Genomic DNA, 24,387 nt, shown 5'->3' on the forward strand with positions numbered 1-24,387 from the left:
GAAGGCGTTTCGGCAGGGTGAAGGAGCTGGGGCGGGGCGGGCCGGGGTGCCTGGACCGTATCGGTGTTTCCAGGCACCCCCTTCGCGGCTCTAGAAGAAGCCGACCTTCTTCGGGCTGTAGGACGTGAGGATGTTCTTCGTCTGCTGGTAGTGGTCCAGCATCATCTTGTGGTTCTCCCGGCCGATGCCCGACTGCTTGTAGCCGCCGAAGGCGGCGTGCGCAGGGTAGGCGTGGTAGCAGTTCGTCCACACGCGTCCCGCCTGGATCGCGCGGCCCGCGCGGTAGGCGGTGTTCATGTCGCGGGTCCACACTCCGGCGCCGAGGCCGTACAGGGTGTCGTTGGCGGTCTTGATCGCGTCGTCGAAGTCGTCGAAGGACGTGACCGACACGACCGGGCCGAAGATCTCCTCCTGGAAGATCCGCATGCGGTTGTGGCCCTCGAAGATCGTCGGCTGGACGTAGTAGCCGCCCTTCAGCTCGCCGTCGTGCTCGATCCGCTCGCCACCGGTGAGTACCTTGGCGCCCTCCTGCCGGCCGATGTCCAGGTAGGAGAGGATCTTCTCCAACTGGTCGTTGGAGGCCTGCGCGCCGATCATCGTGTCGGTGTCCAGGGGGTGGCCCGGCTTGATCAGCTCGGTGCGTGCGACGGCCGCCTCCATGAACTCGGCGTAGCTGCCGTGCTGGACGAGGGCCCGGGACGGGCAGGTGCAGACCTCTCCCTGGTTGAGCGCGAACATCGTGAAGCCCTCGAGCGCCTTGTCGCGGAAGTCGTCGTCCCGTGCCCAGACGTCGTCGAAGAAGATGTTCGGCGACTTGCCGCCCAGCTCCAGCGTGACCGGCTTGATGTTCTCCGAGGCGTACTGCATGATCAGCCGCCCGGTGGTGGTCTCCCCGGTGAACGCCACCTTCGCCACCCGGGGGCTGGATGCCAGCGGTTTGCCCGCCTCCACGCCGAAGCCGTTGACGACGTTCAGGACGCCGGGCGGCAGCAGGTCCGCCACCAGGCTCAGCCAGTAGTGGATCGAGGCCGGGGTCTGCTCCGCCGGCTTCAGGACCACCGCGTTTCCGGCGGCCAGGGCGGGGGCGAGCTTCCAGGCCGCCATCAGGATGGGAAAGTTCCAGGGGATGATCTGTGCCACGACCCCCAGCGGCTCGTGGAAGTGGTACGCCACGGTGTCGTCGTCGACCTCGCTCAGTGAGCCCTCCTGGGCGCGGACGGCCCCCGCGAAGTAGCGGAAGTGGTCGATGGCGAGCGGAATGTCAGCCGCCAGTGTCTCGCGCACCGGCTTGCCGTTCTCCCAGCTCTCGGCGACCGCCAGACGCTCCAGGTTCGCCTCCATGCGGTCGGCGATCCTCAGCAGGATGTCGGAGCGCTCGGTCACCGATGCACGACCCCAGCCAGGAGCGGCCGCGTGCGCCGCGTCGAGCGCCAGCTCCACGTCCTCCGCCGTGCCGCGCGCGATCTCGGTGAACGGCAGGCCGTTCACCGGGGACGGATTCTCGAAGTACTGCCCACGCGCCGGAGGCACGTACTCCCCGCCGATGAAGTGGTCGTAGCGCGACTGATAGGAGACGATCGCGCCCTCGGTGCCGGGCGCCGCGTAACGGGTCATCCTCTGTGCCTCCCTCATCGAGCGCTGCCCGCCGTTGGACAGCTCTGCGCGTGAGGCTAGGAAGCGGGACGTTGCAGTGACGTTGCGTGCGCCGTCGTCACCGTCCGGTCTCCGGAAGGGCAGCTCGCGGGTCGGCGCTCACCACGTGTCCGACGCCGTCAGCTCGGACTCCAGCGCCGCGAGCCGGGAGCCGGTCGCCGCCGTGGGCCGGACCGCCGCGAGCGCGCGCCACACGTCGAGATCGTCCTCCCCCCACGGTGCGTGTGCCCAGTCGGCCAGCAGGTCGGGATCGCCACAGGCGATCAGCGCAGCCCGCAGACCGTCGGCGAGCCGGCGCCTGAGCCGTTGCACAGCGGGAGCCTGCGAGCCGGGGAGCAGTGGGCCCGCGTACGCCGTCGCGGCGGCCGTGACCGCGCCGGCCCCCAGACGGCGTTCCACAACGGCGGCGTCGGTCTCGACGGGCATCGTGAGCCGGTACGGCCGGGAGGCCAGGCGCCCGGGCCCCAGGATGCCGCGCAGCCGGGCCAGTTCTGCCCGCAGCGTCACCGGCGGCACCGACTCGTCCTCGTACAGGGCACACAGCAACTCGTCGCCGGTCAGGCCTTCCGGGTGGTGGGCCAGCAGCACGACGATCTCGCTGTGCCGCCGGCTCAGCCGCACCCGGCGGCCCTCCGCGTCCAGCAGCGCCTCGTCCCGGCCCAGCGCGGTCAGTTCGGCCGACGCGGTTCCGGGCCGCTCCGGAGTGAGCAGCGCCAGCTGCGACTCCGCGGCACGTGCGACGGCCTGTACGAAACCCAGGCTGTGCGGGTGTGCCAGACGGTCCCCGCCGGTGATGTCCACGGCACCGAGCACCCGCCCGGTGCGGGGATCGTGCACCGGGGCGGCGGCGCAGGTCCAGGGCTGGACCCGGCGTATGAAGTGCTCGGCCGCGAAGACCTGCACCGGCCGGCCGACGGCCACCGCCGTCCCCGGAGCGTTGGTCCCGACAGCCGACTCCGCCCAGCGGGCCCCGGGCACGAAGTTCATCCCGCCCGCCCGGCGCCGGGTGGCCGGATGCCCCTCGACCCACAGCAGCCGGCCGTGCGCGTCGCACACCGCGAGCAGATGCTCGCCGTCGTCGGCGAACGTGCCCAGGAGCTCCCGGACCAGTGGCATCACCCGTGCCAGGGGGTGTTCGGCCCGGTAGGCGCCGAGGTCACCGTCCATCAGCTCCACGTCCGCGGTGCCGTCCGGGCCGACACCCGCCCGGACGGATCGCCGCCACGAATCCGCCACGACGGCGCGCACGGGACGCGGCACCGTCCCCGCTTCGGTGAACGTCTCGTGGGCCCGCCGCAGTGTGCGCGCCCGCTCCACGGGGTCGGCCCCCGGTTCCAGAGCCAGCCATGAATCAGTCAACTCGGCCTCCCCGGACGGTCCTGCGGTTCGGGACTTCGGGACTTCGGGACATCGTGACGCCGTGCTTACGCTCGGACAACCACTTCGACCAGCCGGATCACCGGGAACACCGTGTTCCGGGTGCACGGGGTGCACGGGGTGGACGCTGGCGAAGCCCGCGGCGAGTGGGTCAGGCGAAGTTGACCAGTCTGATGTAGCGGGTCCAGTCCCAGAAGGGTCCCGGGTCCGTGTGGTCGCTGCCGGGCACCTCGTGGTGCGCGATGATGTGCGTGCGGTCCTTGGGGATGCCGTAGGCGGTGCAGATCGCGGCGGTGAGCCGGGCCGACTGCTCGTACAGGGCGTTGGTGAAGTACTCGGGCCGGTCCACCCAGCCCTCGTGTTCGATCCCGATGCTGCGGGTGTTGTAGTCCCAGTTGCCCGCGTGCCAGGCGATGTCCGCCTCACGGACGCACTGGGCCACGTGCCCGTCGGAGGACCGCACGACGTAGTGCGCCGACACCTGTTTCTCCGGATCGCGGAAGATGGACAGGGTGTCGGCGTACGTCTCCTGGGTGACATGGACGACCACGTAGTCGACGGGGTAGGCCGTGGGGCGGCTCGATCGGCTGTAGTTGGACGCGCTCGCCGGCTGCCAGTCGAGGGCGGGGTAGTCGAGGGCGGTGCGGTCGACGGTGAGGTGGTCGACGGTACGGGCCTGCGCCGCGGCCCGTGTGCCGGAGAGCAGGGCGTACGGGACGGTGGCCAGCGCGGCGCCCTTCAGGAGCCGCCGCCTGCTCGGAACGGGTGCTGTCCCTTCGCTGTCCATGGGGATTGCCCTTTCGTCGATGGGGCTCTGGGCCCGGTGGGGGGTGCTCAGCTGTTCGGCATGACGGAGCGACATGGTTGCGGAGCGGAAGGCCGACGCGGACTTCCGACCGCCCCGTGGGCGAGGTGCGTCCGCGTGAATCACCGTACGGGGGGCGGGGGTTGCGCAGTAGAGCGCCGCGCCGTTCCGTGGACAGCCACCGCCTTGTGGACAACTCGCTCACTCGATCGAGTGAACAGGGGTGCCAAGGAGCGCGGGGGAGGACGGCGCTGATCTCCGGGGAATCCTGCGGCGGGGGCGGTTCAGCCGTGGCCGCAGAGTCGTCGCAGGTTGTGGTCGTCGCCGCAGCGGTCGTCGCGGGCGGCGGTCGGGCGACGGTACGGAGCCGTGCGGTCGCTGCGTGGTCCGTGCGGTCGCTCCGGTGCCGGTGCCAGTGCCAGTGCCAGTGCCAGTGCCAGTGCCGGTTGCCGGTGCCGCCGGCGGGGCGTGTTGGGCGTCAGGCCCGCCGGGCCACCGCGCCCGGGTCGTCCAGGACCGCCCGCACCACGGAGTGCGCGGCACCGAGCAGCGGCCCCTGTGGGCCCAGTTCCGACACCGCGACCGGGCAGGCCGGGCCGGCCGTGCGCCGGGCGAGTTCTTCGCGCAGCGACGGCACCAGCCAGGGCGCGAGTCCGGCCAGCGCGCCGCCCAGCACCACTCCCTCGGGGTCCAGCAGGTTGACCGCACCGGTCAGGGCGATGCCGAGCGCCGTGCCCGCCTCGCGCAGGGCACGCCGTACGTCCTCGTCGCCCTCCGCGGCACGCCCCGCGAGCAGCCCGACCCGGTCTTCCCCGGGCTCCACGCCCGCCGCGCGCAGTACCGCCTTCTCACCCGCGTACTGCTCGAGGCATCCCTGCCCGCCGCAAGCGCAGGCCGGCCCGTCGGGGCGGACCGGCACATGACCGAGTTCACCTGCGAACCCGCGGGTTCCACGCAGCAGCCGGCCGTCGAACACCACGGCCGCACCGATGCCGATCTCGGCCGAGACGTGCAGGAAGTCCCGGGGGGTGCCGTCACCGAGCCAGAGTTCGGCGAGGGCACCGAAGTTGGCCTCGTTGTCCACGGTCGGCGGCAGATCCGCGGGCAGCAGCGTGGCGAGGTCCACGCCGTGCCAGTCCAGGTTCGGGGCGCGCACGACGGTGCGGCCGTCCCGTGCCACGAGACCCGGCACGGCGACCGCGAGCCCGGCCGGCCACAGACCCTCGGCCTCCGCCTCCGAGACGACCCGCCCCACCAGACCGGTGAGCTGCTCGAGTACCGGCTCCGGCGAACGGCCCCGGTTGCTCCCGTACCGAACGGCACGCGCGCGTACCCGCCCGCGGAGGTCGACCGCACAGACCGCGAGATGGTCGACGCCGACCTCCGCACCGATGCCGGCCGGGCCCTGTGCGCTGACGGCGAGCGCGGACCCGGGCCGGCCCACGCGGCCGGGACGCTCGGGGCCCAGCTCCTCCAGCAGGCCCGAGCGGACGAGTTCGTCCACGAGGGTCGACACCGCCGCTCGCGTCAGCCCGATCCGTGAGGCGACGGCGGCCCGGGACAGCGGTCCCTCGGCGCTGACGGCGTGCATCACGCGCGCGAGGTTGCGGCGGCGCATCCCCTGCTGGGTGTCCGGCAGCGCGCGCCCGGGGCGTGCCGGGTGGGCTTCGTGCGGCGGTGCGGTCATGCCTCCGTCAGTCCTTGGTCTGTCGTCGCTCGGTCCGGTACCGGGTGGTGGTCCCGCCGGAGCGGCCAGCTTCCGGCGCCCGGGAGGGCCTCGGCCGGTGACCGCTGGTCGTGGTGGTCCATGCGCTCGCCGGCCGACGCCGGGACGCGCCGGTGTGGCCTCCCCGAAACGACTCCACTTGGGTCGCCCCGTTCCTGCGGCGTCCCGCAGGAACGGTTCACGGATGCCCGCTCGTGCGAGCACCTCCTCAGTGGGCGGTCGCGTCCCGTTCCAGCAGTGGTGCCGCGTCGGAGAGTACCCCGGTGATCCTGTCCAGCGTCGCCTCGTCCCGTTCCACCGCCTCGAGCACCGGCCCGGCGGCCGTGTTCCAGCGGCGGGCGACCGCGGCCGCGTCCTCCCCGGTCAGCAGACCGGCCGCCTGCGCGGCGGCACCGAGCGCGACCAGTTCCCTGGCTTCCGGGATCTGGACCGGGCGCCCCGACAACCGCCGAACGGTCTGCTGCCAGGCCGCCCCCCGGGCGCCGCCGCCGATCAGCAGCAGCGGCGCGGACGGGTCCGCGTCGGCGTCGAGGACCAGGTCGAGCGCGCCGAGCAGCGAGTGCACGGCGCCGTCGTACGCGGCCTGGAGCAGCTGGCCGGCGGTCGTGTCGTGGCGCAGCCCGTACAGGAGGCCGGAGGAGTGCGGGAGGTTCGGTGTGCGTTCGCCGTCCAGGAAGGGCAGCAGCGTGGTACTGGTGCCCGGCTCGACGGCTTCCCGGTCCAGGTTCAGCAGGGCCGCGACGCGGTCGACGGCGAGCGTGCAGTTGAGCGTGCATGCCAGAGGCAGCCAGTCGCCGCGTGCGTCCGCGAAACCCGCCACGGTCCCGGTCGGGTCGGCGGGCCGGTGCTGCGAGACGGCGTACACCGTCCCCGACGTGCCGAGGCTCATCACCGGGACGCCGGGGCGCAGCCCGAGCCCCAGCGCGGCGGCCGCGTTGTCCCCGGTGCCGGCGGCGACCAGGGTCCCCTTGGAGAACGGCAGGCCGTGGCCGTCGCGCACGGTACCGGCCACCTCGCCGGGCCGCACCACTCGGGGCAGCAGCGCCGGATCGAGCCCCACGTGCGCGAGGAGCCCCTCGTCGTACGCCTCCGTGCCCGACGCCCACCAGCCGGTGCCGGACACGTCGCCGCGGTCGGTGGTCCCCTCACCGGTGAGGCGCTCGGTGAGGTAGTCGTGGGGGAGTCGCACGGCCCTGACCGCGCGGGCCGCGTCCGGCTCGTGCTCGGCCAGCCAGGCCCACTTGGTGACCGTGAAGGAGGCGCTGGGCACACTGCCCGTGCGCTCCGCCCAGGCCTTGGGCCCGCCCATTTCGTCGATCAGACGGCGGGCCTGCGGGGCCGAGCGCACGTCGTTCCAGAGCAGGGCGGGACGCACCGGCTCGCCCTGCTCGTCCAGCGTGACAAGGCCGTGCTGCTGCCCGCCGATGGACACCGCGGCGGCCTCACGGGCGGCGTCGCCGCACTGGGCCAGGGCCTCGCCCAGCGCGTCCCACCACTGACGGGGATCGCTCTCACGGGCGGCCCCGGAGGACACGGTGTGCGGCGCCTGACCGCTCGCGACCACCCGGCCGGTGGCCGCGTCGACGACCAGTGCCTTGGTGGACTGGGTGGACGTGTCCACGCCGACGACGAGCGGACCCTCGGCTGCTGACATCGGGCTTCTCCCTCTCTCGCGGGTCCTGGGACCCGGACTCACTCCTTCGGGGACACACCTTGTCCCTTCCCAGGACCGTGTGTGCATACTAATTTGTAAAGCGCCATGACGAAATAGTCGGCAGCGATTGATCGGCATCGAGTGAGGAGCCGCGGAATGAACTACCAGCCCACTCCCGAGGACAGGTTCACGTTCGGTTTGTGGACGGTCGGCTGGCAGGGTCGTGACCCGTTCGGTGACGCCACCCGGCGGGCCCTGGACCCGGCGGAGTCCGTGCGGCGGCTGTCGGAGCTGGGCGCCCACGGCGTCACGTTCCACGACGACGACCTGATTCCGTTCGGGGCGAGCGACGCCGAGCGGGAGGCGCACATCAAGCGGTTCCGGCAGGCGCTGGACGAGACCGGCATGAAGGTGCCGATGGCGACGACGAACCTGTTCACCCACCCGGTGTTCAAGGACGGCGCCTTCACCGCCAACGACCGGGACGTGCGCCGCTACGCGCTGCGCAAGACGATCCGCAACATCGATCTCGCGGTCGAGCTGGGCGCGAGCGTCTACGTGGCCTGGGGCGGCCGGGAGGGCGCGGAGTCCGGCGCCGCAAAGGACGTGCGGGACGCGCTGGACCGCATGAAGGAGGCCTTCGACCTGCTGGGCGAGTACGTCACCGAGCAGGGATACGACCTGAAGTTCGCGATCGAGCCGAAGCCGAACGAGCCGCGCGGTGACATCCTGCTCCCCACGGTGGGGCACGCACTGGCGTTCATCGAGCGTCTCGAGCGGCCGGAACTCTACGGCGTGAACCCGGAGGTCGGCCACGAGCAGATGGCCGGTCTCAACTTCCCCCACGGCATCGCCCAGGCACTGTGGGCGGGCAAGCTCTTCCACATCGACCTCAACGGCCAGTCCGGCATCAAGTACGACCAGGACCTGCGGTTCGGCGCGGGCGACCTGCGGGCCGCGTTCTGGCTCGTCGACCTCCTGGAGCGGGCCGGGTACGCGGGGCCGCGGCACTTCGACTTCAAGCCGCCGCGGACCGAGGACCTCGACGGTGTGTGGGCGTCGGCCGCCGGCTGCATGCGCAACTACCTGATCCTCAAGGACCGGGCGGCCGCCTTCCGCGCCGACCCGCAGGTGCAGGAGGCCCTGGCCGCGGCCAGGCTGGACGAGCTGGCCCGCCCGACCGCCGAGGACGGTCTCGCCGGCCTGCTCGCCGACCGGAGCGCCTACGACACCTTCGACGTGGACGCGGCCGCCGCGCGCGGCATGGCCTTCGAGCACCTCGACCAGCTCGCCATGGACCACCTCCTCGGCGCCCGCTGACCGGTCCCGCCCCCGCGCGAAAGCTCCGGCCCCTCCTTCGCGGACGGGGCCGGAGCTTTCGCGGGTCGTCAGCAGCCCCCGTCCCCGTGCGCGTCCACGGGGACGGGAAAGCGACAAAGAGACAGGGCGGCGCAGGGCAGGGCCGGAGAGGACGTCAGGGCTCGTCCCCCGCGGCGAGGACCGCCGAAGCCAGGGCCGTCGCCGGGTCCTGTGCCGCACCGCCGGCGGGGGCCCACCGGCCGTGTTCCCTGCGGTACGGCCACCAGCGCCCGTCGCGGTCCAGCCGGATCTGGTGCGGTGCGCCGGTGACGGTCCACCGGTTGGCCCGCGCCCGCAAGGAGGGCCGCTCGTCCTCCTCCCAGGACGACTCCAGTGCCGCACGCGCGCGTGCGAGCGTGTCGCCCTCCACCACCCACTCCTCCTCGAGCACGGTCACGGCGGTCGCGCCGCCGAGCCGCCACGCGCGTACGGCCGCGGCCAGTTGCTCGCGCGTGCGCCCGGAGCCCTCGCCGAGACGGTCCAGCACGCCCGGCCCGGGATCTCCCGCCGCCAGGCGCACGGCGTCCTGCGCCACGGTCGGCTCGGGGTGCACGGCCTGCCGGTCGTGCCCGCTCCGCAGGGCTTCGGCGAGCAGGCGGTGGGCCTCCGTCGCGGTGCGGGCGGCAAGGAGAACCAGGGCCGGCGGGTCGATGCCGGACGGGGGCGCCGTCTCGGTCTCCAGGGACGGCGGTGCACCCGGACCCTCCCGGAGGGCGGGAGCCGCGGGCAACGGAGGCAGGACCTGCCCCACCGCGTACGCCTCCGCGGCGTCCACTCCCTCCGCGCGGGAAGCGACCTCCTCCGCGGGCGTGGAGTGCTGCGTCTGAAGGGCGTCGAGAACGGCGCTCTCCGCACGCCCTCGCATCAGCAGCAGGACGAAGGGGTCCTGGTCCAGCAGTCTGGCGACCTGGTAGCAGAGCGCGGCGGTGTGCCCGCAGTGGTCCCAGGCGCCGCAGTCGCACTCCGGTTCCAGGTCGCCCATGCCCGGCAGCAGGTCGATGCCCGCGGCCGCGGCGTCCTCCACCAGGTGCGGCGGCATGTCGCGGTCCAGCAGCGCCGCGACATGCCCGGACCGCTCGATCGTCATGTCGACAAAGCGGTCCCATTGTGCGTCGGAGAGCCGCTCCAGCAGCACGTCGGCCCGATGTGCCGTGCGGTCCCGATCCTGGACCACCGCGGTGATGCGTCCCGGCCGCACCGAGACCGCGCCGACCGCTCCCGCGCGCGCGAGGCGGCGCCCCGCCTTCACCTGGGCCGTGTCCATCGCCGCGTCCTCCAGCGCCTTCAGCCAGGCGCGGCCCCACCAGGTCTGCGCGAAGCCCCGTCCCTGCGCGGGCGGCAGCGCGACGAACGTCCGTTCCGCGTCGTTGTCGTACCGAGTCATCGTGTACCCCCTCGCAGCTCGACCAGGTCGGCCAGCTCCGCGTCCGTCAACTCCGTGAGCGCAGCCTCGCCCGTGCCCAGAACCGCGTCGGCGAGTTCCTTCTTGCGGTTCAGCAGCGCGGCGATGCGGTCCTCGATGGTCCCCTCGGCGATCAGCCGGTGCACCTGCACGGGGCGGGTCTGCCCGATGCGGTGGGCGCGGTCGGTGGCCTGCGCCTCGACGGCCGGGTTCCACCAGCGGTCGTAGTGCACGACGTGTTCCGCGCGCGTGAGGTTCAGTCCGGTGCCGGCGGCCTTGAGCGACAACAGGAAGACCGGGACCTCGCCGTCCTGGAACCGCCGCACCAGCGACTCGCGGGCGGTGACGGACGTGCCGCCGTGCAGGAACAGCGACGACACGCCGCGCGCGGCCAGATGCTGTTCGAGGAGCCGCGCCAGCTGCACGTACTGAGTGAAGATCAGCACGCTCGCGTCCTCCGAGAGGATCGTGTCGAGCAACTCGTCCAGCAGCTCCAGCTTCCCGGAGCGGCCGGTGATCTTCGGTCGGTCCTCCTTGAGGAACTGCGCCGGGTGGTTGCAGATCTGCTTGAGGCTCGTCAGCAGCTTCACGATCATGCCGCGCCGCGCCATGTGGTCGGCCCCGGCGATCTCCGAGAGCGCCTCGCGCACCACCGCCTCGTACAGGCCCGTCTGCTCCGGGGTCAGCGATACGGGATGGTCCGTTTCCGTCTTGGGCGGCAGTTCCGGCGCGATTCCGGGGTCCGACTTGCGGCGTCGCAGCAGGAAGGGCCGGACCAGCCGGGCGAGTCGCTCCGCCGCGGCCGGGTCCTGTCCGCTCTCGACGTCCTGGGCGTAGTGCCGGCGGAAGGTGCCCAGGCGGCCCAGCAACCCCGGGGTGGCCCAGTCGAGGACGGCCCACAGTTCCGAGAGGTTGTTCTCCACAGGCGTGCCGGTGAGCGCCACGCGGGCGCGTGCGCCGATGGACCGCAGTTGCCGCGCGGTTTCGGAGTACGGGTTCTTCACGTGCTGCGCCTCGTCGGCCACGACCATGCCCCACGGCACGGCGGAGAGTCGGTCGCTGTCCAGACGCATGGTGCCGTAGGTGGTCAGCACGAATGCGCCGTCGGCCAGGTCGTCGAGGTCGCGGCGTGCGCCGTGGAAGCGGCGCACCGGCGTGCCGGGCGCGAACCGCTCGATCTCCCGCTGCCAGTTGCCCATCAGGGAGGTAGGGCAGACCACCAGGGTGGGACCGGCGGCGTCCGCGTCCGTCTGCCGGTGCAGATGCAGGGCGATCAGTGTGATGGTCTTCCCGAGCCCCATGTCGTCGGCGAGACAGCAGCCGAGTCCCAACGAGGTCATGCGAACCAGCCAGCTGAGGCCCCGTCGCTGGTAATCGCGCAGCGTGGCGTCGAGGGCGGCGGGCTGCGCCACGGCCTCCTGCGCCTCGGGGTCGGCGAGGCGCTCCCGCAGGGTCGCCAGCCATCCCGTCGGGCGCACCTCCACACGCCGTCCGTCGACCTCCGTCGAGCCCGTCAGGGCTGCTGCGAGCGCGTCGACCGGCGTGACCTTGTGGTCCTGCCGGGCGCGGGCGCGGCGGGCGTCCTCGGGGTCGACGAGCACCCACTGGTCGCGCAGGCGCACGAGGGGGCGGTTGGCCGCGGCGAGCAGGTCCAGCTCCTCGCGCGTCAGTCCCTTGCCCCCCAGGGCGAACGTCCAGTTGAAGGCGAGCAGCGCGTCGGCCGACAGGAACGACCGGCCGGCCTCGGACGCGGTCGCACCCGACGCCGGGTCGCCGTCGGGCGGCCCGACCTCGGCATGCTCCGTCAGGTCCCGGGCCAGTTCCCTCGGCCAGTGGATGTCGACTCCCGCGCCGGCGAGGGCCTCGGAGCCGGCTCCGAGAAGCTCGGTCACCTCCTCGTCGGTGAGCTCCACGGCGTCCGGTACGGCCGCCGACAGCAGGGGCGTGAGGGAGGACCAGGCTCGCGCCGCCCGGCGCAGGGAGAGCAGGGCGTCCACCCGCGCGCGCGTGCCGAACGCCTCGCCCACGGTACCGGCCCACACCTGAGCGGTGTCCGCGACGAGTGCGGGATCGCTGACACTGTGCACCTGAGGCACCACCCGGAACGTCGGCCTGGCGTCCGAGGAGGCCGACGCCGACAGCCCGCGCACCTCGATGCGCAGGGACAGCCGCACGCCCGCGTCGTGTCCAGCGGCGACGTCCGAGGCCCACTCACGCAACTCGGGCGACCGCTGGGGCTCCCAGGAGGCGTAGGCGGGCCCGGCCGTCAGGAGTTCGGCGGCGGGGGAGCGGGGCAGCGTGTCCGCGACGGCGTCCAGGAAGGACCGCACCAGGCCTTCCGGGTCGGGCAGCCGCAGGGGGCCGGTGCTGTCCACCGGGACCGCGTGCGCCTCGGGCGGCATGGCGGCGGCGAGATGGCGGATCCGCTCGGTCTCCTCCGCGCCCAGTGGTCCCGCACGCCAGGCGTCGTGGTCGCCCGCGGACAGACCGGGCAGCAACAGCCCACGCGCCACGAGGTGCAGCGCCTCGACGCTGACCGCACCCCAGAAGACCGATGCCCGGTGGCCGTCGGTGCCGGCACGCGCGCGCGTGAGCACCGGCAGGGCGGCCCGTAGCGGCAGCAGCACCGCGGGCACGTTCACGGCTTCCACGCCGTCGCCGCCGGGCACCACGACCGTCAGGCTTCTCGGAGTCCCCGACGGGAGGGCACCGGGTGCTTCGCCGTCGGGCCGCCAGAACGCGACCGTGCTGGTGCGGGTCGGTTCGCCGGGCAGGAAAACAGCGCAGCAGCCGACGAGCGCGGAGATCTCGGAAGGGGTGGGAGGAGAATCCTTCTGCGCAGCGATGACTTATTCCTCAAATTTGACTAGCTGGGATGCGGCGGCCGATCGTACCCGATCGACGGCGCCACGAGCTGCGAACGGGTTATGGCATAGGTCACTCTGCAGAAGGGCAGAGGCCTCTTCGGTGGACCTCGGAGACCTCGCCGCGGACTCGGCCGACGGTGTGCTCTCAGGGGCGCGTAAGGGTCGGTCCTCAGGGAGTTCTCAGGGTCGAGGCACGGAACCGCCGGGAGCGCGTGCCCGTTTTCAGGACAGAGAGCGGCAGTGGCCGCGAAGGAGGCGACACCATGTCGAAGAACGCCAAGGTCGCAGCGGGGGGTGTGGCAGCCGGGCTCATCCTGCTGATCTGGCTGCCCTGGTGGGCCGCCCTGCTGATAGTTCTGGGAGTCCCGGCCGCCGCTTACCTCACCCTGGACCCCTCGCAGCGACGCAGGCTGCGCCGTGTCTCGCGCAGGGAGATAGGACGCTGAGGCGCTGACGCCGCGACGTCCCTTGCCGGGGTGCCGGGCACCCCGGCCCGTGTCCCCTGCCGGGGTGCCGGGAACACGGGCCGGGGTGGCGAGGAGCGGCAGGGTTTTCCTGCCGGAGGACTTCCCCGTTCCTGCTCAGCTAGGACGTACCGCCATCTTGTCCAGCGCCTCCAGGAGTCCGGGCAGCGACGGGCCTCGTCCCACCGGAAGGACCTCGCCGGGCTCCTCGTCGAGCAGGATGAACGCGATGTCGTCGGTCCTGGCGACGAGCGACCAGCCGGGGCCGTCCGCACGCAGCGTCCGCGCGTCCCCCGGAGCGAACGACGACCGGACCCGGCCGAGCGGCGGCGGCGTGTCGACGTAGGCGCGGGCCTCCGTGAGCACCCGCCGGACGCCGTCGTGTCCAGAGGTGCCCGCGCCGGTCCGGTCGTCCGCGGCGACGGCACCACCCGAGGCGTCGGCCTGTGCGCCCCCGTCGCCGCTCGCTCCGGTTTCCCCCTCACCGGGGGCGCCGTCCACCGAACCGGTGTCGCCGTCCCGCGTCGGGAACTCCGCGTCGTCGATCTGCTCCCGCCACTGCGCCCACTGGAGAGCGATCTCGTCGGCTCCCAGACGGCGCTGAGCCGGGCCCCAGACAGTGGTGTCCGGCGGGCACAGCGCGGGCCGGTCGGCGGCGTCGGGTTCCGGGTCGTGCGGCACGGGCACACCGGGTGCCGCCACCGCGACCGCGAGAGGCCAGCCGGGCAGCGCGGTGACGACCGAACGCTCGTCCGGAGACAGGTCGTACTCCATGCCGCAGTCCCAGGACGCCACCGCGACGGCGACCAGCGAGACGTCGTCGACCACGACGGTCCACCGGGCGCCGTCACCGTCCTGACCGAGCACCAGGCCGTAGCCGTCGGCCAGCGGCGGGAGACCGAGTGCGGCGCACGCCTCCGGGTAGTCGTCGCCCAGCACGCTCGGAAACTTCGCCGGCGTCAGCAGCACCGCCGTGAGCACATAGAGCGCGTCGTCCGCGGCGGCGACGGCGTCCTCGTCCGTCCCGGCCATCCCAGCCTCCCCATCGGTTTGTCCAATGGCGGGCACCCTAGTGTGCCCGGGAAGCCCTTGTCACGACTCCCAGACGCACCCGAGCTGCAGTTTTCCGGTTGGACGGGGGCGAATCGACCACTCGCCACCGAGGAGCGGCACTCAGGTCACGGGCAGCCCCAGGAGCGCGCGGGCCACGTCCCGCGGGGGCTCGTCCCGTTCCCGCGCGAGCGCGATCACGGCCCGGCACGCCAGTTCGTTGACCCCGAAGGACAGGGCCTCCGGCGACACCCGGCCCGCCGCCTCGTCGATCCGGTCCTGGTCGTCGTCCACACACGCCGAGACGTAGGCGGCCGCCGCCTCGAACAAGTTGTGGGAACGCGACCCGCCCCCCGTCCGCCCGTTCTTCGCCGCTTCCGAGCGCCGAGCGGTACGGGATCTGTCCCAGGCACCGCGGATCCTGCCGAACAAATGGACCAGCCTCCCCTTGCGATCACCCTGCCTGACGGTGCATGTCCTGCTACTCAACGTAGAGTCGAAGCTCCGACGGCAGAAGGGGGCAGCCATGATGCGGCGCTTCGAACTACTGGCACAGATCAGGCGCATGGACCCCTACGGGAACGCATCGGAGATCTACCGGCTCTCCTCGGCCTACGAGTTCCCCTGGGACTTCGCCCGCGCCCTGGAACTTGCGCTCTACCGCACCTACGCCGTGCCGAGCATCGGCCGGCTGCTCGCCGAGACGGCGGAGTTCACCGACCGGCCACAGAAGCGGTACGACGACACGGCGCTGCTGCTCGACGCCATCGTCGAGCACGGCTTCGACAGCGAGCAGGGACGCACGGCGATCCGGCGCATCAACCGGATGCACCGCAGCTACGACATCACCAACGAGGACATGCGGTACGTCCTGTGCACGTTCGTTGTGACCCCCAAACGCTGGATCGACGCCTACGGATGGCGCCGGATGTCCCGCCACGAGACCGTCGCCTCCGCCGTCCACTACCGCACGTTGGGCCGGCACATGGGCATCAAGGACATTCCCGGTTCCTACGAGGAGTTCGAAGCCTGCCTCGACGCCTACGAGGCGGCCCACTTCGCCTGGGACGAGGGCGGGCGTCGTGTCTCCGACGCCACACTCGACCTCATGGCCTCCTGGTATCCGCGCCCCCTCGCACCACTGCTGCGTGCCGGGACCCTCGCCCTGCTCGACGATCACCTCCTGCGGGCCTTCGGCTACGCACCGCCGAGCCCGGCCACCCGCGCGGCCGTGCGCCGTGCCGTCAGGCTGCGCGGGCGGGCGGTCCGACTGCTGCCGCCGAGGCGTGCTCCGCACCATGCCCGCCAGAACAGGGAGATCAAGGGATATCCGACCGGCTATCAACTGGCGGAGCTGGGCACCAGCCCGGTCCCCGGCATCCGGGGCTGCCCGGTCCGCCACATCGGCACGTCAGCCGCAGAGTGAAGCGATTCGGCGCCGGTCAGCCCGGTCGCGTCCAGAACGGCGGCCAGCGCGCCGGCGGGCCGGGAGGCCCTGGGAGCCGCGGGGGGTGCGCGTGATGACCGTGCCGGGAGCCGGGCACAACATCATGCTCGACCGCCCGGACGCGTCCGCGGCGGCGGTCGCCGACCGCGGCTGACTCATCCCGTCCGTACCGCCAGGGCCAGGAAGCGGGCCTCCTCGTCGACGTACACCGTCATGTCCCACCCGGAACCGGTAAGCAGCGCACGGAGGTTGGGCTCGGCTCGCAGGTCGTCCGGGGTGAGCCGCCGCCCCTGCCGGGCCGCGAGCGCCGCCCTGCCGATCGGGTGGAAGAGCGCCAGTACACCGCCGGGGCGCACGACGCGCGCCAACTCCCGCAGATTTCCGGCCGGATCGGGCAGATGGGCGATGAGCCCCGCCGCGAACACCGCGTCGAGCGACCCCGAACGCAGCGGCAGCGCGGCCACGTCGGTGAGCAGCAGACACCCGTCGCGATCCCTCCCGGCGTGTACGGCGGCCTGAAGCATGGCAGGGGTCAGATCGGCGCCGACGACCTGACCGGAGCGCCCCACTGCCGCACGCAACGGCGGTAGGGCGCGCCCGGTGCCGCATCCCGCGTCGAGCACGCGATCACCCTTCCGGAGCCCCAGTTCGGCGACCGCGGCCGCGTAGGCCGGTCCGTCGTCGGGGAACCGGCGGTCCCAGTCTGCGGCCCGGGGGCCGAAGAACTCCTGCACGTGCGTGTGGTCGTCACTCATGCTCCGCATGATCCCCCGAGAGGGCGGAAGATGCCGCAGCGCACGGGGTGGAACATGACGCGACGTTCCAGGACGACGGGTGTCTGTTCGTGGCCGCCGCGGGAGACGGCTCCCACATCGCCGTCCTCACCTCACTTGCGGGACCGCCGGCATCGGCCTCGTGGCCCACGAGGCCGACCCGGTTGATGAGAAGCGTCGGCGTACACCTGCGCACCGCCCGTCTCCTCGACTCCGTCCGCTGACCGGGACAGTGACCGGGCAGACAGCGACCGGGCAGCCCGACCTCAGTCCGCCACCGACCTCTGGGCCAGGACTTTGTCCACGGGGACCCGGACAAGGAGTTCACCCGGAACGCCGTTGCGCGCCCCGAACTCCTCGGCGCGTTCCTCCCCCATGTACCGGGCGGCGATGCGGGCGGCCCAGTGCCGCAGCTCACCGAGGTCCTCCGAGATCCGCGCCCGGCCCTGAAGCACCACGAAATCGAAGGGCGGCCGATCGTCGTCCACGCACAGGGCGATACGGCCGTCACGGACCAGATTGCGCCCCTTCACGGTGTCCTTGCCGGTGTTGAACACCAAGTCGTCCCCGTCCAGAAGGAACCAGATGGGCGCCACATGCGGACTGCCGTCGGCCCGAACGGTCGAGAGCTTTCCGGTGCGGGTGCCTTGCGAGACGAAGGCCCGCCATTCCTCATCGGTCATCTTCTGTGCCATGCCCCCATCCTCCTTGCCCGGAGCACGGGCGTGGTGAAGGCTGGCGGACGGATCCCCCGGCCAGGGGGAGGCAACGCGTACGGGGAGACACGGGGAGATATCGGACCATGGTGCAGAACCAGGGACTCGGCTGGCTGCTTGACGACCTGACGGCGCGCGTCGAGCACGTACGGCACGCGTTGGTCCTGTCCAACGACGGACTGGTGACCGGGGCGAGCACAGGTTTGCGACGCGAGGACGCCGAGCACCTCGCCGCCGTGTCGTCCGGGCTGCACAGCCTGGCCAAGGGCTCGGGCCGGCACTTCGGCGCTGGTCGGGTACGGCAGACGATGGTGGAGTTCGACGACGCGGTCCTGTTCGTCACCGCGGCGGGTTCGGGCAGCTGTCTGTGCGTGCTGAGCGGGGCGGAGGCCGACATCGGGCAGATCGCGTACGAGATGACACTGCTCGTGAACCGGGTGGGCGAGCACCTCGACGTCGATGCGCGGCAGCCCCGACGCATATCCCCCAACGAGCCCTGACCTGCACTTTCACGGACGGTTGGGGGCCCGGCGCAGGGTTGTCCACAGGCCTGCCACGGAGGTCGCGGCTGCGGCTACGGTTTTGTGTCAGCGGGTGCGAACGGCGCCTGCCACACACTCCACGGGGGAGACGAACCATGTCCGGCAACACCGTCACGCACAGGACCGGCGTGGCCGCCGAGCGGCCCGGCACCACCCGCGCCGCCTCTGTCGCGCCGAATCGCGCGGCACGGGAACTGGGGCTCAGGCGAAGCGAGCTCGACCTCGCGGTGCACCTCGGCCGTGTCCGTACGGTTCCCGACCGCGCGGGAGGGGGGTGGCGAGTCCCCCGCGACGAGATCGACCGGATCCGGGCGGCGAACGGCTTCCCCGAGGGGCTCCGGTCCGGTGTCCGGACCGTCGGAACCACGGAGGGCGCGGCCCTCATGCACGTGACCAAGGCACGGTTCACCCGTCTGGCACGGCTGGGGCTGCTGGTACCGGTGAAGTTCTACGTCAACCGGTACCGCGCCGTCGTCTGGCTCTATCTGGCCGAGGAGCTACGGCGGTTCGCCGCCGACGAGCGCAACGCGGCACTGTTGACGGGCCGCACAGCCGAAGTCCTCCGGGCTCAACTGGGGGAGGGGCTGGACCTGCGGCCCCGCAACTGGCGGGGAAGGCACCTGGGCTTCCTGCTCCGCCAGGCGGCCGACGACCCGTGGGACCGGGCCGCGGCCGTGGCGTCGCTGCTCGACGCCGCCGAGGTCTCGGAGGTCGTCACCGACCCGTACGAGCGCTCGCGTCTGCGCCGGTTCCGCCCCGTTCCCGCAGCGCACGGCTCGCCGGACTCCCCGGCCGCACAGCTCGCCGAGGAGATCGTGACAGCCGCAGACCAGGACGAGATCGACTGGCTCCGGTCGGACCTGGCAGGCGCGGTGGAAGCGGCCCGTCGGCAGTGCCCGGCACCCCGCCCGGCCCTGCACGCCGTGCCGGTCCAGTCCGGTTCCGAGCCCGTGCCGGGTGGGACGGCGGAGCCCCTGCGGCCCGAGACGGTGGCCGGCGCGCGGCGCGGCACGGAGCTCCAGGGGCCCCGCCCGGCGGAGCGACCCGGACGGCTGAGCGGCCTGTTCGGCCGGCTGTGGCGCAGAGACTCCTGACCTACAGGGACCGGAAGAGGCCCTCCTGGACGACGGACACCAGCATCCGTCCTTCCGTGTCGTAGATCCGTCCACGGGCGAGACCGCGGCCACCGGTCGCGATCGGAGACTCCTGGTCGTACAGGAACCACTCGTCCGCGCGGAACGGCCGGTGGAACCACATGGCGTGGTCCAGCGACGCCATGTCGAACCCTCTGGGGCCCCACAGCGGCTCCACCGGGATGCGCACCGCGTCCAGGAGCGTCATGTCGCTCGCGTAGGTCAGGGCGCAGGTGTGCACGAGCGGGTCGTCGCCGAGCGGCCCCACCGCACGCATCCACACGGCGCTGCGGGGTTCGGCGCCCTCGACCTCCTCGCGGCTCCAGCGCAGCCGGTCGACGTAGCGGATGTCGAAGGGCTGGCGGCGTGCCATCCGCTCCAGCTGCTCCGGCAGTGCACCCAGGTGCTCCCGTACCTCATCGGCAACCGTCGGCAGCGACTCGGGATCCGGGACCTTGCGGGCCGGCGGCAACTGGTGCTCGAAACTCCCCTGCTCAGGCTTGTGAAAGGAGGCGGTGAGCGTGAAGATCGTGCGTCCCTGCTGCACGGCGGTGACCCGGCGAGTCGTGAACGACCGCCCGTCCCGGTCCCGTTCGACCTGGTACACGATCGGCACACCGGGGCGACCGGGGCGCAGGAAGTACGCGTGCAGCGAGTGCACCGGGCGGTCGCCGTCGGTGGTGCGGCCCGCGGCGACCAACGCCTGGCCGGCCACCTGGCCGCCGAAGACGCGCTGCAGCGACTCCTCGGGGCTGCGGCCACGGAAGATGTTGACCTCGATCTGCTCCAGGTCGAGCAGGGCGACGAGGCTCTCGGCCGGATTCGTCATCGGTGGGACTCTCCTGTGCTCACAGCTGGCCGACATCGGTGACGCGGACGACCGCACGGCCCTCCGCGTCGGAGGCGGTGAGGTCGACCTCCGCGCTGATGCCCCAGTCGTGGTCGTCGTTCGGGTCGTCGAAGATCTGCCGCACGCGCCACAGCCCGTTCTGCGGCTCCTCCTCGATGATCAGCAGCTTCGGGCCGCGGGCGTCGGGGCCGGTGCGGAGGTCGTCGTACTCGTCCCAGTACTTGTCCATGGCCTCACCCCACGCATCGGCGTCCCAGCCGGCGTCGGCGTCCATCTCGCCCAGCTCGCCGACCTGGTCGAGGGCAGCGAGCTCCACCCGGCGGAACATGGCGTTGCGGACCAGGACCCGGAAGGCGCGCGAGTTGGCGGTGACCGGCCGTACCTGGTCGGCCTTCTCCTGGGCCTCCTCGGCGGTCATCTCCTCCGGGTTGGCGAGCTGCTCCCACTCGTCGAGGAGACTCGAGTCGACCTGGCGCACCATCTCGCCGAGCCACTCGATCAGGTCCTGCAGGTCCTCGGACTTCAGGTCGTCCGGGACGGTGTGGTCGAGGGCCTTGTAGGCGCTGGCCAGGTAGCGCAGCACGATGCCCTCGGTGCGGGCCAGTTCGTAGTGGGAGACCAGCTCGGTGAAGGTCAGCGCCCGCTCGTACATGTCGCGGATGACCGACTTCGGGGACAGCGGGTGGTCACCGACCCAGGGGTGACTCCTGCGGTAGGTGTCGTAGGCGTGGAAGAGCAACTCCTCCAGAGGCTTCGGGTACGTGACGTCCTGGAGGCGCTCCATGCGCTCCTCGTACTCGACCCCGTCCGCCTTCATCGCGGCCACGGCCTCGCCGCGCGCCTTGTTCTGCTGGGCGGCGAGGATCTGGCGCGGGTCGTCCAGCGTGGACTCGACGACCGACACCATGTCCAGCGCGTACGACGGCGACTCCGGGTCCAGCAGTTCGAAGGCGGCCAGAGCGAAGGTGGACAGCGGCTGGTTCAGGGCGAAGTCCTGTTGCAGGTCCACCGTGAGACGCACGATGCGTCCCTCGGCGTCCGGCTGGTCGAGCTTCTCCACGATGCCGCCGTCCAGCAGCGAGCGGTAGATGGCGATCGCCCGCCGGATGTGCCTGAGCTGCTGCCTGCGCGGCTCGTGGTTGTCCTCCAGCAGGTGACGCATCGCGGAGAAGGCGTCGCCGGGGCGGGCGATCACCGACAGCAGCATGGTGTGCGTGACCCGGAAGCGGGAGGTCAACGGCTCCGGCTGGGAGCCGATCAGCTTCTCGAACGTGCTCTCCGACCAGGCCACGAAGCCCTCGGGTGCCTTCTTCCGGACGACCTTGCGCCGCTTCTTCGGGTCGTCGCCGGCCTTGGCGAGCGCCTTCTCGTTCTCGACGACGTGCTCGGGTGCCTGAGCGACGACGAAGCCCTCCGTGTCGAACCCGGCGCGCCCGGCCCGGCCGGCGATCTGGTGGAACTCCCGCGCCCTCAGCGTGCGGACCCGGGTGCCGTCGTACTTCGTCAGCGCCGTGAACAGGACGGTGCGGATCGGGACGTTGACGCCCACGCCGAGTGTGTCCGTTCCGCAGATCACCTTCAGCAGACCGGCCTGCGCGAGCTTCTCCACAAGTCGCCGGTACTTGGGCAGCATGCCGGCGTGGTGGACCCCGATGCCGTGCCGCACGTAGCGGGAGAGATTGCGGCCGAACTTCGTGGTGAAGCGGAAGTTGCCGATCAGTTCGGCGATCCGCTCCTTCTCCTCCCGCGTGCACATGTTGATGCTCATGAGCGCCTGCGCCCGCTCCACGGCCTGCGCCTGCGTGAAGTGCACGATGTACACGGGTGCCTGCCGGGCCGACAGCAGATCCGTGAGCGTCTCGGTGAGCGGGGTGTAGCGGAACTCGTAGGACAGCGGCACCGGACGGGTGGCCGAACGGACCACCGAGGTGGGACGGCCGGTACGGCGCGCGAGGTCCCCCTCGAAGAACGAGACGTCACCGAGTGTCGCGGACATCAGGACGAACTGCGCCTGCGGAAGTTCCAGCAGGGGAATCTGCCAGGCCCAGCCGCGGTCCGGCTCCGCGTAGAAGTGGAACTCGTCCATGACGACCTGGCCGATGTCCGCGTGCTTGCCGTCACGCAGCGCGATCGACGCCAGGACCTCGGCGGTGCAGCAGATGACGGGCGCGTCGGAGTTCACGGAGGCGTCACCGGTCAGCATGCCCACGTTCTCGGTGCCGAAGATCTTGCACAGCTCGAAGAACTTCTCCGACACCAGCGCCTTGATCGGAGCCGTGTAGAACGTGACCTCGTCCCGGGCCAGCGCGGCGAAGTGAGCGCCGGCCGCGATCATGCTCTTGCCGGAGCCGGTGGGCGTCGACACGATCACGTTCGCGCCGGAGACCACCTCGATCAGCGCCTCCTCCTGATGAGGGTAGAGCGTGAGACCGCGTTCCTCGGCCCACGCCTCGAAGGCTTCGTACAGGGCATCGGGGTCGGCGGTCCGCGGCAGCTGATCGATGAGGGTCACGCCCCCATCTTGCCTGCCGTGGGCCGCGATGGGGGAATCGGCTGTCCGCGTGAAGATCACGAACGCTACCCTGGGTCGCCGAAGCGGCAACAGCGGACCCGGACAACTGCACAGCGGCACACGAGAAATGGGGCGGGCAACGGCGATGATGGGACCAGCACACTCACTGTCGGGCGCCGCGGCGTGGCTCGGCGTCGGAGCGGCGACCGCCGCCGCGGGGCACCCGATGCCCTGGCCGGTCCTGCTCGCCGGGGCCCTGATCTGCGCCGGAGCGGCACTCGCTCCGGACCTCGACCACAAGGCGGCCACCATCTCCCGGGCCTTCGGACCGGTCTCACGGGGGCTGTGCGAGATCGTCGACAAGCTGTCCGCCGCCGTCTACAAGGCCACCAGGAAGCGGGGCGACCCACGCCGCTCCGGCGGACACCGCACGCTGACGCACACCTGGCTGTGGGCGGTCCTGATCGGCGGGGGAACGTCGGCGCTGGCGATCATGGGCGGCCGGTGGGCGGTCCTGGCGATCCTCTTCGTGCACATGGTGCTGGCCATCGAGGGCCTGTTGTGGCGGGCCACCCGCGGGTCCAGCAGCGACGTGCTGGTGTGGCTGCTGGCCGGGACCAGCGCATGGATCCTCGCCGGGATCCTGGACAAGCCGGACGGCGGCGCGGACTGGCTGTTCACCGCGCCGGGCCAGGAGTACCTGTGGCTGGGCCTGCCGATCGTGCTCGGCGCGCTGGTGCACGACATCGGGGACGCGCTGACCGTCTCCGGGTGCCCGATACTCTGGCCGATACCCGTGGGCCGCAAGCGCTGGTACCCCATCGGGCCGCCGAAGGCCATGCGGTTCCGTGCGGGCAGCTGGGTGGAGCTGAAGGTACTGATGCCGGTGTTCATGCTGCTCGGGGGAGTGGGCGGCGCCGCGGCACTCAACTTCATCTGAGCGACGCGGGCCGCGCCGTCTCAGCCGGCTTCCCCGGCGTCCTGACCCTCGCCCGCGCCGTACCGCCGCTCGAAACGGGCGACGCGCCCCTCCGAGTCCACCGTTCGGGCCTTGCCCGTGTAGAAGGGATGGCTCTCCGAGGAGATCTCCACGTCCACCACCGGGTAGGTCTCGCCGTCGTCCCACGCGATGGTCTGGTCACTGGTGGCGGTGGACCGGGTCAGGAAGGCGTACCCGGCACTGCGGTCGCGGAAGACGACGGGCCGGTAGTCGGGGTGCTTGTCCTGCTGCATGGCTGCTCCTCGTACGGCGGGGATCATCGGGGCGACGGCGCGGGCCCGCCGTCGCGGGTGGTGTCAGCCCGGCAGGGAGTCCTCGTCGACCACGTGCATCGCGGCCTCTTCGGCGGAGGCGGCCGCGCCGTCGATGCCCACGTCCATGGCCACCAGCGCCGGCTCCTCGTCCTCGTGCGCCCCTTCGTCGGGTGCCACGAGCCTGCCGGACCGGTCCGCGCCGACCTCGTTGTCCAGCAGCTCTCCGTCGGTGCCGTCGGAGTCGCCCAGCCCGTCGCCGTCGGGCGCGAGCTCGTCCGGACGCTCCTCGGCGAGCCGCTGGTCCAGCGTTTCACCGCGTTGGCGTTCGGCGGCCGTCACACCGGTGTGTTCCACCGCCCAGGGCCGCTCGGGCGGGGACCAGCCCCGGTCGAGCGGATCGGCGACACCGTCCTCCTCGAGGGTGTCCTCGCCGTCCAGGAGGCCGGTGTCCTCCCTCTGCTCGGATCCGTCGGGCTGGTAGACGTCATCTCCCCATCCGTCGACGCTGTTCACGGGTACCTCCAGGGGGTGGGGACCGGCCCCTTCTCACCGTGGACCGCGGCGGGTTGCCGCTGCACGGGGCACAGGCGTCACCCGTCGCGGAACCGTACGGTTCCGGGGCCTGCCTCGAGCCGGTGCCTCTTCCCAGCCTTCCACTCCCGTTCGGAACCGCGCAACGGCACGGACCCCGCCAGGGTGACCGCCGGGCCCTCTCCTCCGGCCCTGTCGGCCCGGCCGTCCCACGCGGACCGGCCCGGCACCGGCGACGCGTCGTACCCCCGTCTGCTGCGCTACCCAGCGCC

General features: G+C 72.0%; 21 protein-coding genes. 6 read left to right on the top strand and 15 right to left on the bottom strand.

All coding sequences use genetic code 11. The features are described from left to right. Positions 1-90 precede the first annotated feature (90 nt). The 5 genes from OHA99_RS32210 to xylB all read right to left on the bottom strand — a co-directional run bounded on the left by OHA99_RS32210 (position 91) and on the right by xylB (position 7,215). A complete protein-coding gene (locus OHA99_RS32210; RefSeq protein WP_405698487.1) occupies positions 91-1,614 on the bottom strand; it encodes an aldehyde dehydrogenase family protein in 1,524 nt (507 codons plus the stop codon). Between the two features lie 138 nt (positions 1,615-1,752). After that, entirely contained in the window at positions 1,753-3,012 is a 1,260-nt protein-coding gene (locus OHA99_RS32215; protein WP_405698488.1) for a GAF domain-containing protein, read from the bottom strand. 169 nt (positions 3,013-3,181) lie between these two features. Then, complete coding sequence (locus OHA99_RS32220; protein WP_153180973.1) at positions 3,182-3,817, bottom strand: N-acetylmuramoyl-L-alanine amidase; 636 nt, start codon at positions 3,815-3,817, stop codon at positions 3,182-3,184. Positions 3,818-4,313: 496 nt separating this feature from the next. Next, positions 4,314-5,522 (bottom strand): ROK family protein, encoded by a 1,209-nt coding sequence (locus OHA99_RS32225; protein ID WP_381543865.1) that lies wholly within the window; start codon positions 5,520-5,522, stop codon positions 4,314-4,316. Positions 5,523-5,769: 247 nt separating this feature from the next. After that, entirely contained in the window at positions 5,770-7,215 is a 1,446-nt protein-coding gene (gene xylB, locus OHA99_RS32230) for a xylulokinase (protein WP_405698489.1), read from the bottom strand. A gap of 156 nt (positions 7,216-7,371) precedes the next feature. On the opposite strand from xylB, the gene xylA reads away from it, so the two are divergent. Further along, positions 7,372-8,535 carry a xylose isomerase gene (gene xylA, locus OHA99_RS32235; protein WP_153180976.1) on the top strand — a complete coding sequence of 388 codons (1,164 nt, stop codon included), beginning with the start codon at positions 7,372-7,374 and terminating at the stop codon, positions 8,533-8,535. A 154-nt stretch (positions 8,536-8,689) separates the two neighbouring features. Here xylA and OHA99_RS32240 read toward each other — a convergent pair whose 3' ends face one another. Both OHA99_RS32240 and OHA99_RS32245 read right to left on the bottom strand, forming a co-directional pair. Then, on the bottom strand, positions 8,690-9,958 hold the full coding sequence (locus OHA99_RS32240; protein ID WP_405698490.1) for an SWF or SNF family helicase: 1,269 nt from the start codon (positions 9,956-9,958) through the stop codon (positions 8,690-8,692). Further along, positions 9,955-12,648 carry a DEAD/DEAH box helicase gene (locus OHA99_RS32245; protein WP_405698491.1) on the bottom strand — a complete coding sequence of 898 codons (2,694 nt, stop codon included), beginning with the start codon at positions 12,646-12,648 and terminating at the stop codon, positions 9,955-9,957. The genes OHA99_RS32240 and OHA99_RS32245 overlap by 4 nt, the downstream gene beginning before the upstream one ends. A 458-nt stretch (positions 12,649-13,106) precedes the next feature. Between OHA99_RS32245 and OHA99_RS32250 the strand changes: the two genes are divergently transcribed. Then, positions 13,107-13,289, top strand: a complete 183-nt coding sequence (locus OHA99_RS32250; protein ID WP_153180979.1) for a hypothetical protein — start codon at positions 13,107-13,109, stop codon at positions 13,287-13,289. Between the two features lie 135 nt (positions 13,290-13,424). Here OHA99_RS32250 and OHA99_RS32255 read toward each other — a convergent pair whose 3' ends face one another. After that, on the bottom strand, positions 13,425-14,339 hold the full coding sequence (locus OHA99_RS32255; RefSeq protein WP_381498471.1) for a hypothetical protein: 915 nt from the start codon (positions 14,337-14,339) through the stop codon (positions 13,425-13,427). Positions 14,340-14,480: 141 nt separating this feature from the next. After that, complete coding sequence (locus tag OHA99_RS32260; RefSeq protein WP_164385642.1) at positions 14,481-14,789, bottom strand: hypothetical protein; 309 nt, start codon at positions 14,787-14,789, stop codon at positions 14,481-14,483. A gap of 97 nt (positions 14,790-14,886) precedes the next feature. On the opposite strand from OHA99_RS32260, the gene OHA99_RS32265 reads away from it, so the two are divergent. Further along, the gene (locus OHA99_RS32265; RefSeq protein ID WP_381498555.1) at positions 14,887-15,783 is read left to right on the top strand and encodes an oxygenase MpaB family protein; all 897 of its coding nucleotides are present in this window, start codon (positions 14,887-14,889) and stop codon (positions 15,781-15,783) included. A 176-nt stretch (positions 15,784-15,959) separates the two neighbouring features. Here the strand turns inward: OHA99_RS32265 and OHA99_RS32270 are convergent, their stop codons facing one another. Then, positions 15,960-16,559, bottom strand: a complete 600-nt coding sequence (locus tag OHA99_RS32270; protein ID WP_282879840.1) for a class I SAM-dependent methyltransferase — start codon at positions 16,557-16,559, stop codon at positions 15,960-15,962. A gap of 284 nt (positions 16,560-16,843) precedes the next feature. Then, positions 16,844-17,272, bottom strand: a complete 429-nt coding sequence (locus OHA99_RS32275; protein ID WP_153180984.1) for a PPOX class F420-dependent oxidoreductase — start codon at positions 17,270-17,272, stop codon at positions 16,844-16,846. A gap of 107 nt (positions 17,273-17,379) precedes the next feature. On the opposite strand from OHA99_RS32275, the gene OHA99_RS32280 reads away from it, so the two are divergent. Further along, entirely contained in the window at positions 17,380-17,793 is a 414-nt protein-coding gene (locus tag OHA99_RS32280; RefSeq protein ID WP_153180985.1) for a roadblock/LC7 domain-containing protein, read from the top strand. A gap of 137 nt (positions 17,794-17,930) precedes the next feature. Continuing rightward, positions 17,931-18,929 carry a DUF6397 family protein gene (locus tag OHA99_RS32285; RefSeq protein ID WP_405698492.1) on the top strand — a complete coding sequence of 333 codons (999 nt, stop codon included), beginning with the start codon at positions 17,931-17,933 and terminating at the stop codon, positions 18,927-18,929. Position 18,930: 1 nt separating this feature from the next. Here OHA99_RS32285 and OHA99_RS32290 read toward each other — a convergent pair whose 3' ends face one another. Next, positions 18,931-19,797 carry an acyl-CoA thioesterase II gene (locus OHA99_RS32290; RefSeq protein WP_164385646.1) on the bottom strand — a complete coding sequence of 289 codons (867 nt, stop codon included), beginning with the start codon at positions 19,795-19,797 and terminating at the stop codon, positions 18,931-18,933. Between the two features lie 19 nt (positions 19,798-19,816). Continuing rightward, on the bottom strand, positions 19,817-22,330 hold the full coding sequence (locus OHA99_RS32295) for an RNA helicase (RefSeq protein WP_164385647.1): 2,514 nt from the start codon (positions 22,328-22,330) through the stop codon (positions 19,817-19,819). A 145-nt stretch (positions 22,331-22,475) separates the two neighbouring features. Between OHA99_RS32295 and OHA99_RS32300 the strand changes: the two genes are divergently transcribed. Beyond that, on the top strand, positions 22,476-23,270 hold the full coding sequence (locus OHA99_RS32300) for a metal-dependent hydrolase (RefSeq protein ID WP_007447047.1): 795 nt from the start codon (positions 22,476-22,478) through the stop codon (positions 23,268-23,270). 20 nt (positions 23,271-23,290) lie between these two features. Here OHA99_RS32300 and OHA99_RS32305 read toward each other — a convergent pair whose 3' ends face one another. Beyond that, entirely contained in the window at positions 23,291-23,563 is a 273-nt protein-coding gene (locus OHA99_RS32305; RefSeq protein ID WP_153180988.1) for a type B 50S ribosomal protein L31, read from the bottom strand. A gap of 63 nt (positions 23,564-23,626) precedes the next feature. Next, on the bottom strand, positions 23,627-24,097 hold the full coding sequence (locus OHA99_RS32310; RefSeq protein ID WP_153180989.1) for a DUF5709 domain-containing protein: 471 nt from the start codon (positions 24,095-24,097) through the stop codon (positions 23,627-23,629). Positions 24,098-24,387: the final 290 nt, after the last annotated feature.

Origin of the sequence: Streptomyces coelicoflavus, from assembly GCF_045041415.1 — a bacterium.
In the GTDB taxonomy this organism is placed as follows: domain Bacteria; phylum Actinomycetota; class Actinomycetes; order Streptomycetales; family Streptomycetaceae; genus Streptomyces; species Streptomyces coelicoflavus.

Bases quoted from the DNA above. Each gene is read 5' to 3' on its own strand.
- OHA99_RS32290 (WP_164385646.1), bottom strand. From the start codon at position 19,797: ATGACGAATCCGGCCGAGAGCCTCGTCGCCCTGCTCGACCTGGAGCAG.
- OHA99_RS32275 (WP_153180984.1), bottom strand. From the start codon at position 17,272: ATGGCACAGAAGATGACCGATGAGGAATGGCGGGCCTTCGTCTCGCAA.
- xylB (WP_405698489.1), bottom strand. From the start codon at position 7,215: ATGTCAGCAGCCGAGGGTCCGCTCGTCGTCGGCGTGGACACGTCCACC.
- xylA (WP_153180976.1), top strand. From the start codon at position 7,372: ATGAACTACCAGCCCACTCCCGAGGACAGGTTCACGTTCGGTTTGTGG.
- OHA99_RS32280 (WP_153180985.1), top strand. From the start codon at position 17,380: ATGGTGCAGAACCAGGGACTCGGCTGGCTGCTTGACGACCTGACGGCG.
- OHA99_RS32305 (WP_153180988.1), bottom strand. From the start codon at position 23,563: ATGCAGCAGGACAAGCACCCCGACTACCGGCCCGTCGTCTTCCGCGAC.
- OHA99_RS32240 (WP_405698490.1), bottom strand. From the start codon at position 9,958: ATGACTCGGTACGACAACGACGCGGAACGGACGTTCGTCGCGCTGCCG.
- OHA99_RS32225 (WP_381543865.1), bottom strand. From the start codon at position 5,522: ATGACCGCACCGCCGCACGAAGCCCACCCGGCACGCCCCGGGCGCGCG.
- OHA99_RS32220 (WP_153180973.1), bottom strand. From the start codon at position 3,817: ATGGACAGCGAAGGGACAGCACCCGTTCCGAGCAGGCGGCGGCTCCTG.
- OHA99_RS32250 (WP_153180979.1), top strand. From the start codon at position 13,107: ATGTCGAAGAACGCCAAGGTCGCAGCGGGGGGTGTGGCAGCCGGGCTC.
- OHA99_RS32210 (WP_405698487.1), bottom strand. From the start codon at position 1,614: ATGACCCGTTACGCGGCGCCCGGCACCGAGGGCGCGATCGTCTCCTAT.
- OHA99_RS32285 (WP_405698492.1), top strand. From the start codon at position 17,931: ATGTCCGGCAACACCGTCACGCACAGGACCGGCGTGGCCGCCGAGCGG.
- OHA99_RS32265 (WP_381498555.1), top strand. From the start codon at position 14,887: ATGCGGCGCTTCGAACTACTGGCACAGATCAGGCGCATGGACCCCTAC.
- OHA99_RS32300 (WP_007447047.1), top strand. From the start codon at position 22,476: ATGATGGGACCAGCACACTCACTGTCGGGCGCCGCGGCGTGGCTCGGC.
- OHA99_RS32255 (WP_381498471.1), bottom strand. From the start codon at position 14,339: ATGGCCGGGACGGACGAGGACGCCGTCGCCGCCGCGGACGACGCGCTC.
- OHA99_RS32270 (WP_282879840.1), bottom strand. From the start codon at position 16,559: ATGAGTGACGACCACACGCACGTGCAGGAGTTCTTCGGCCCCCGGGCC.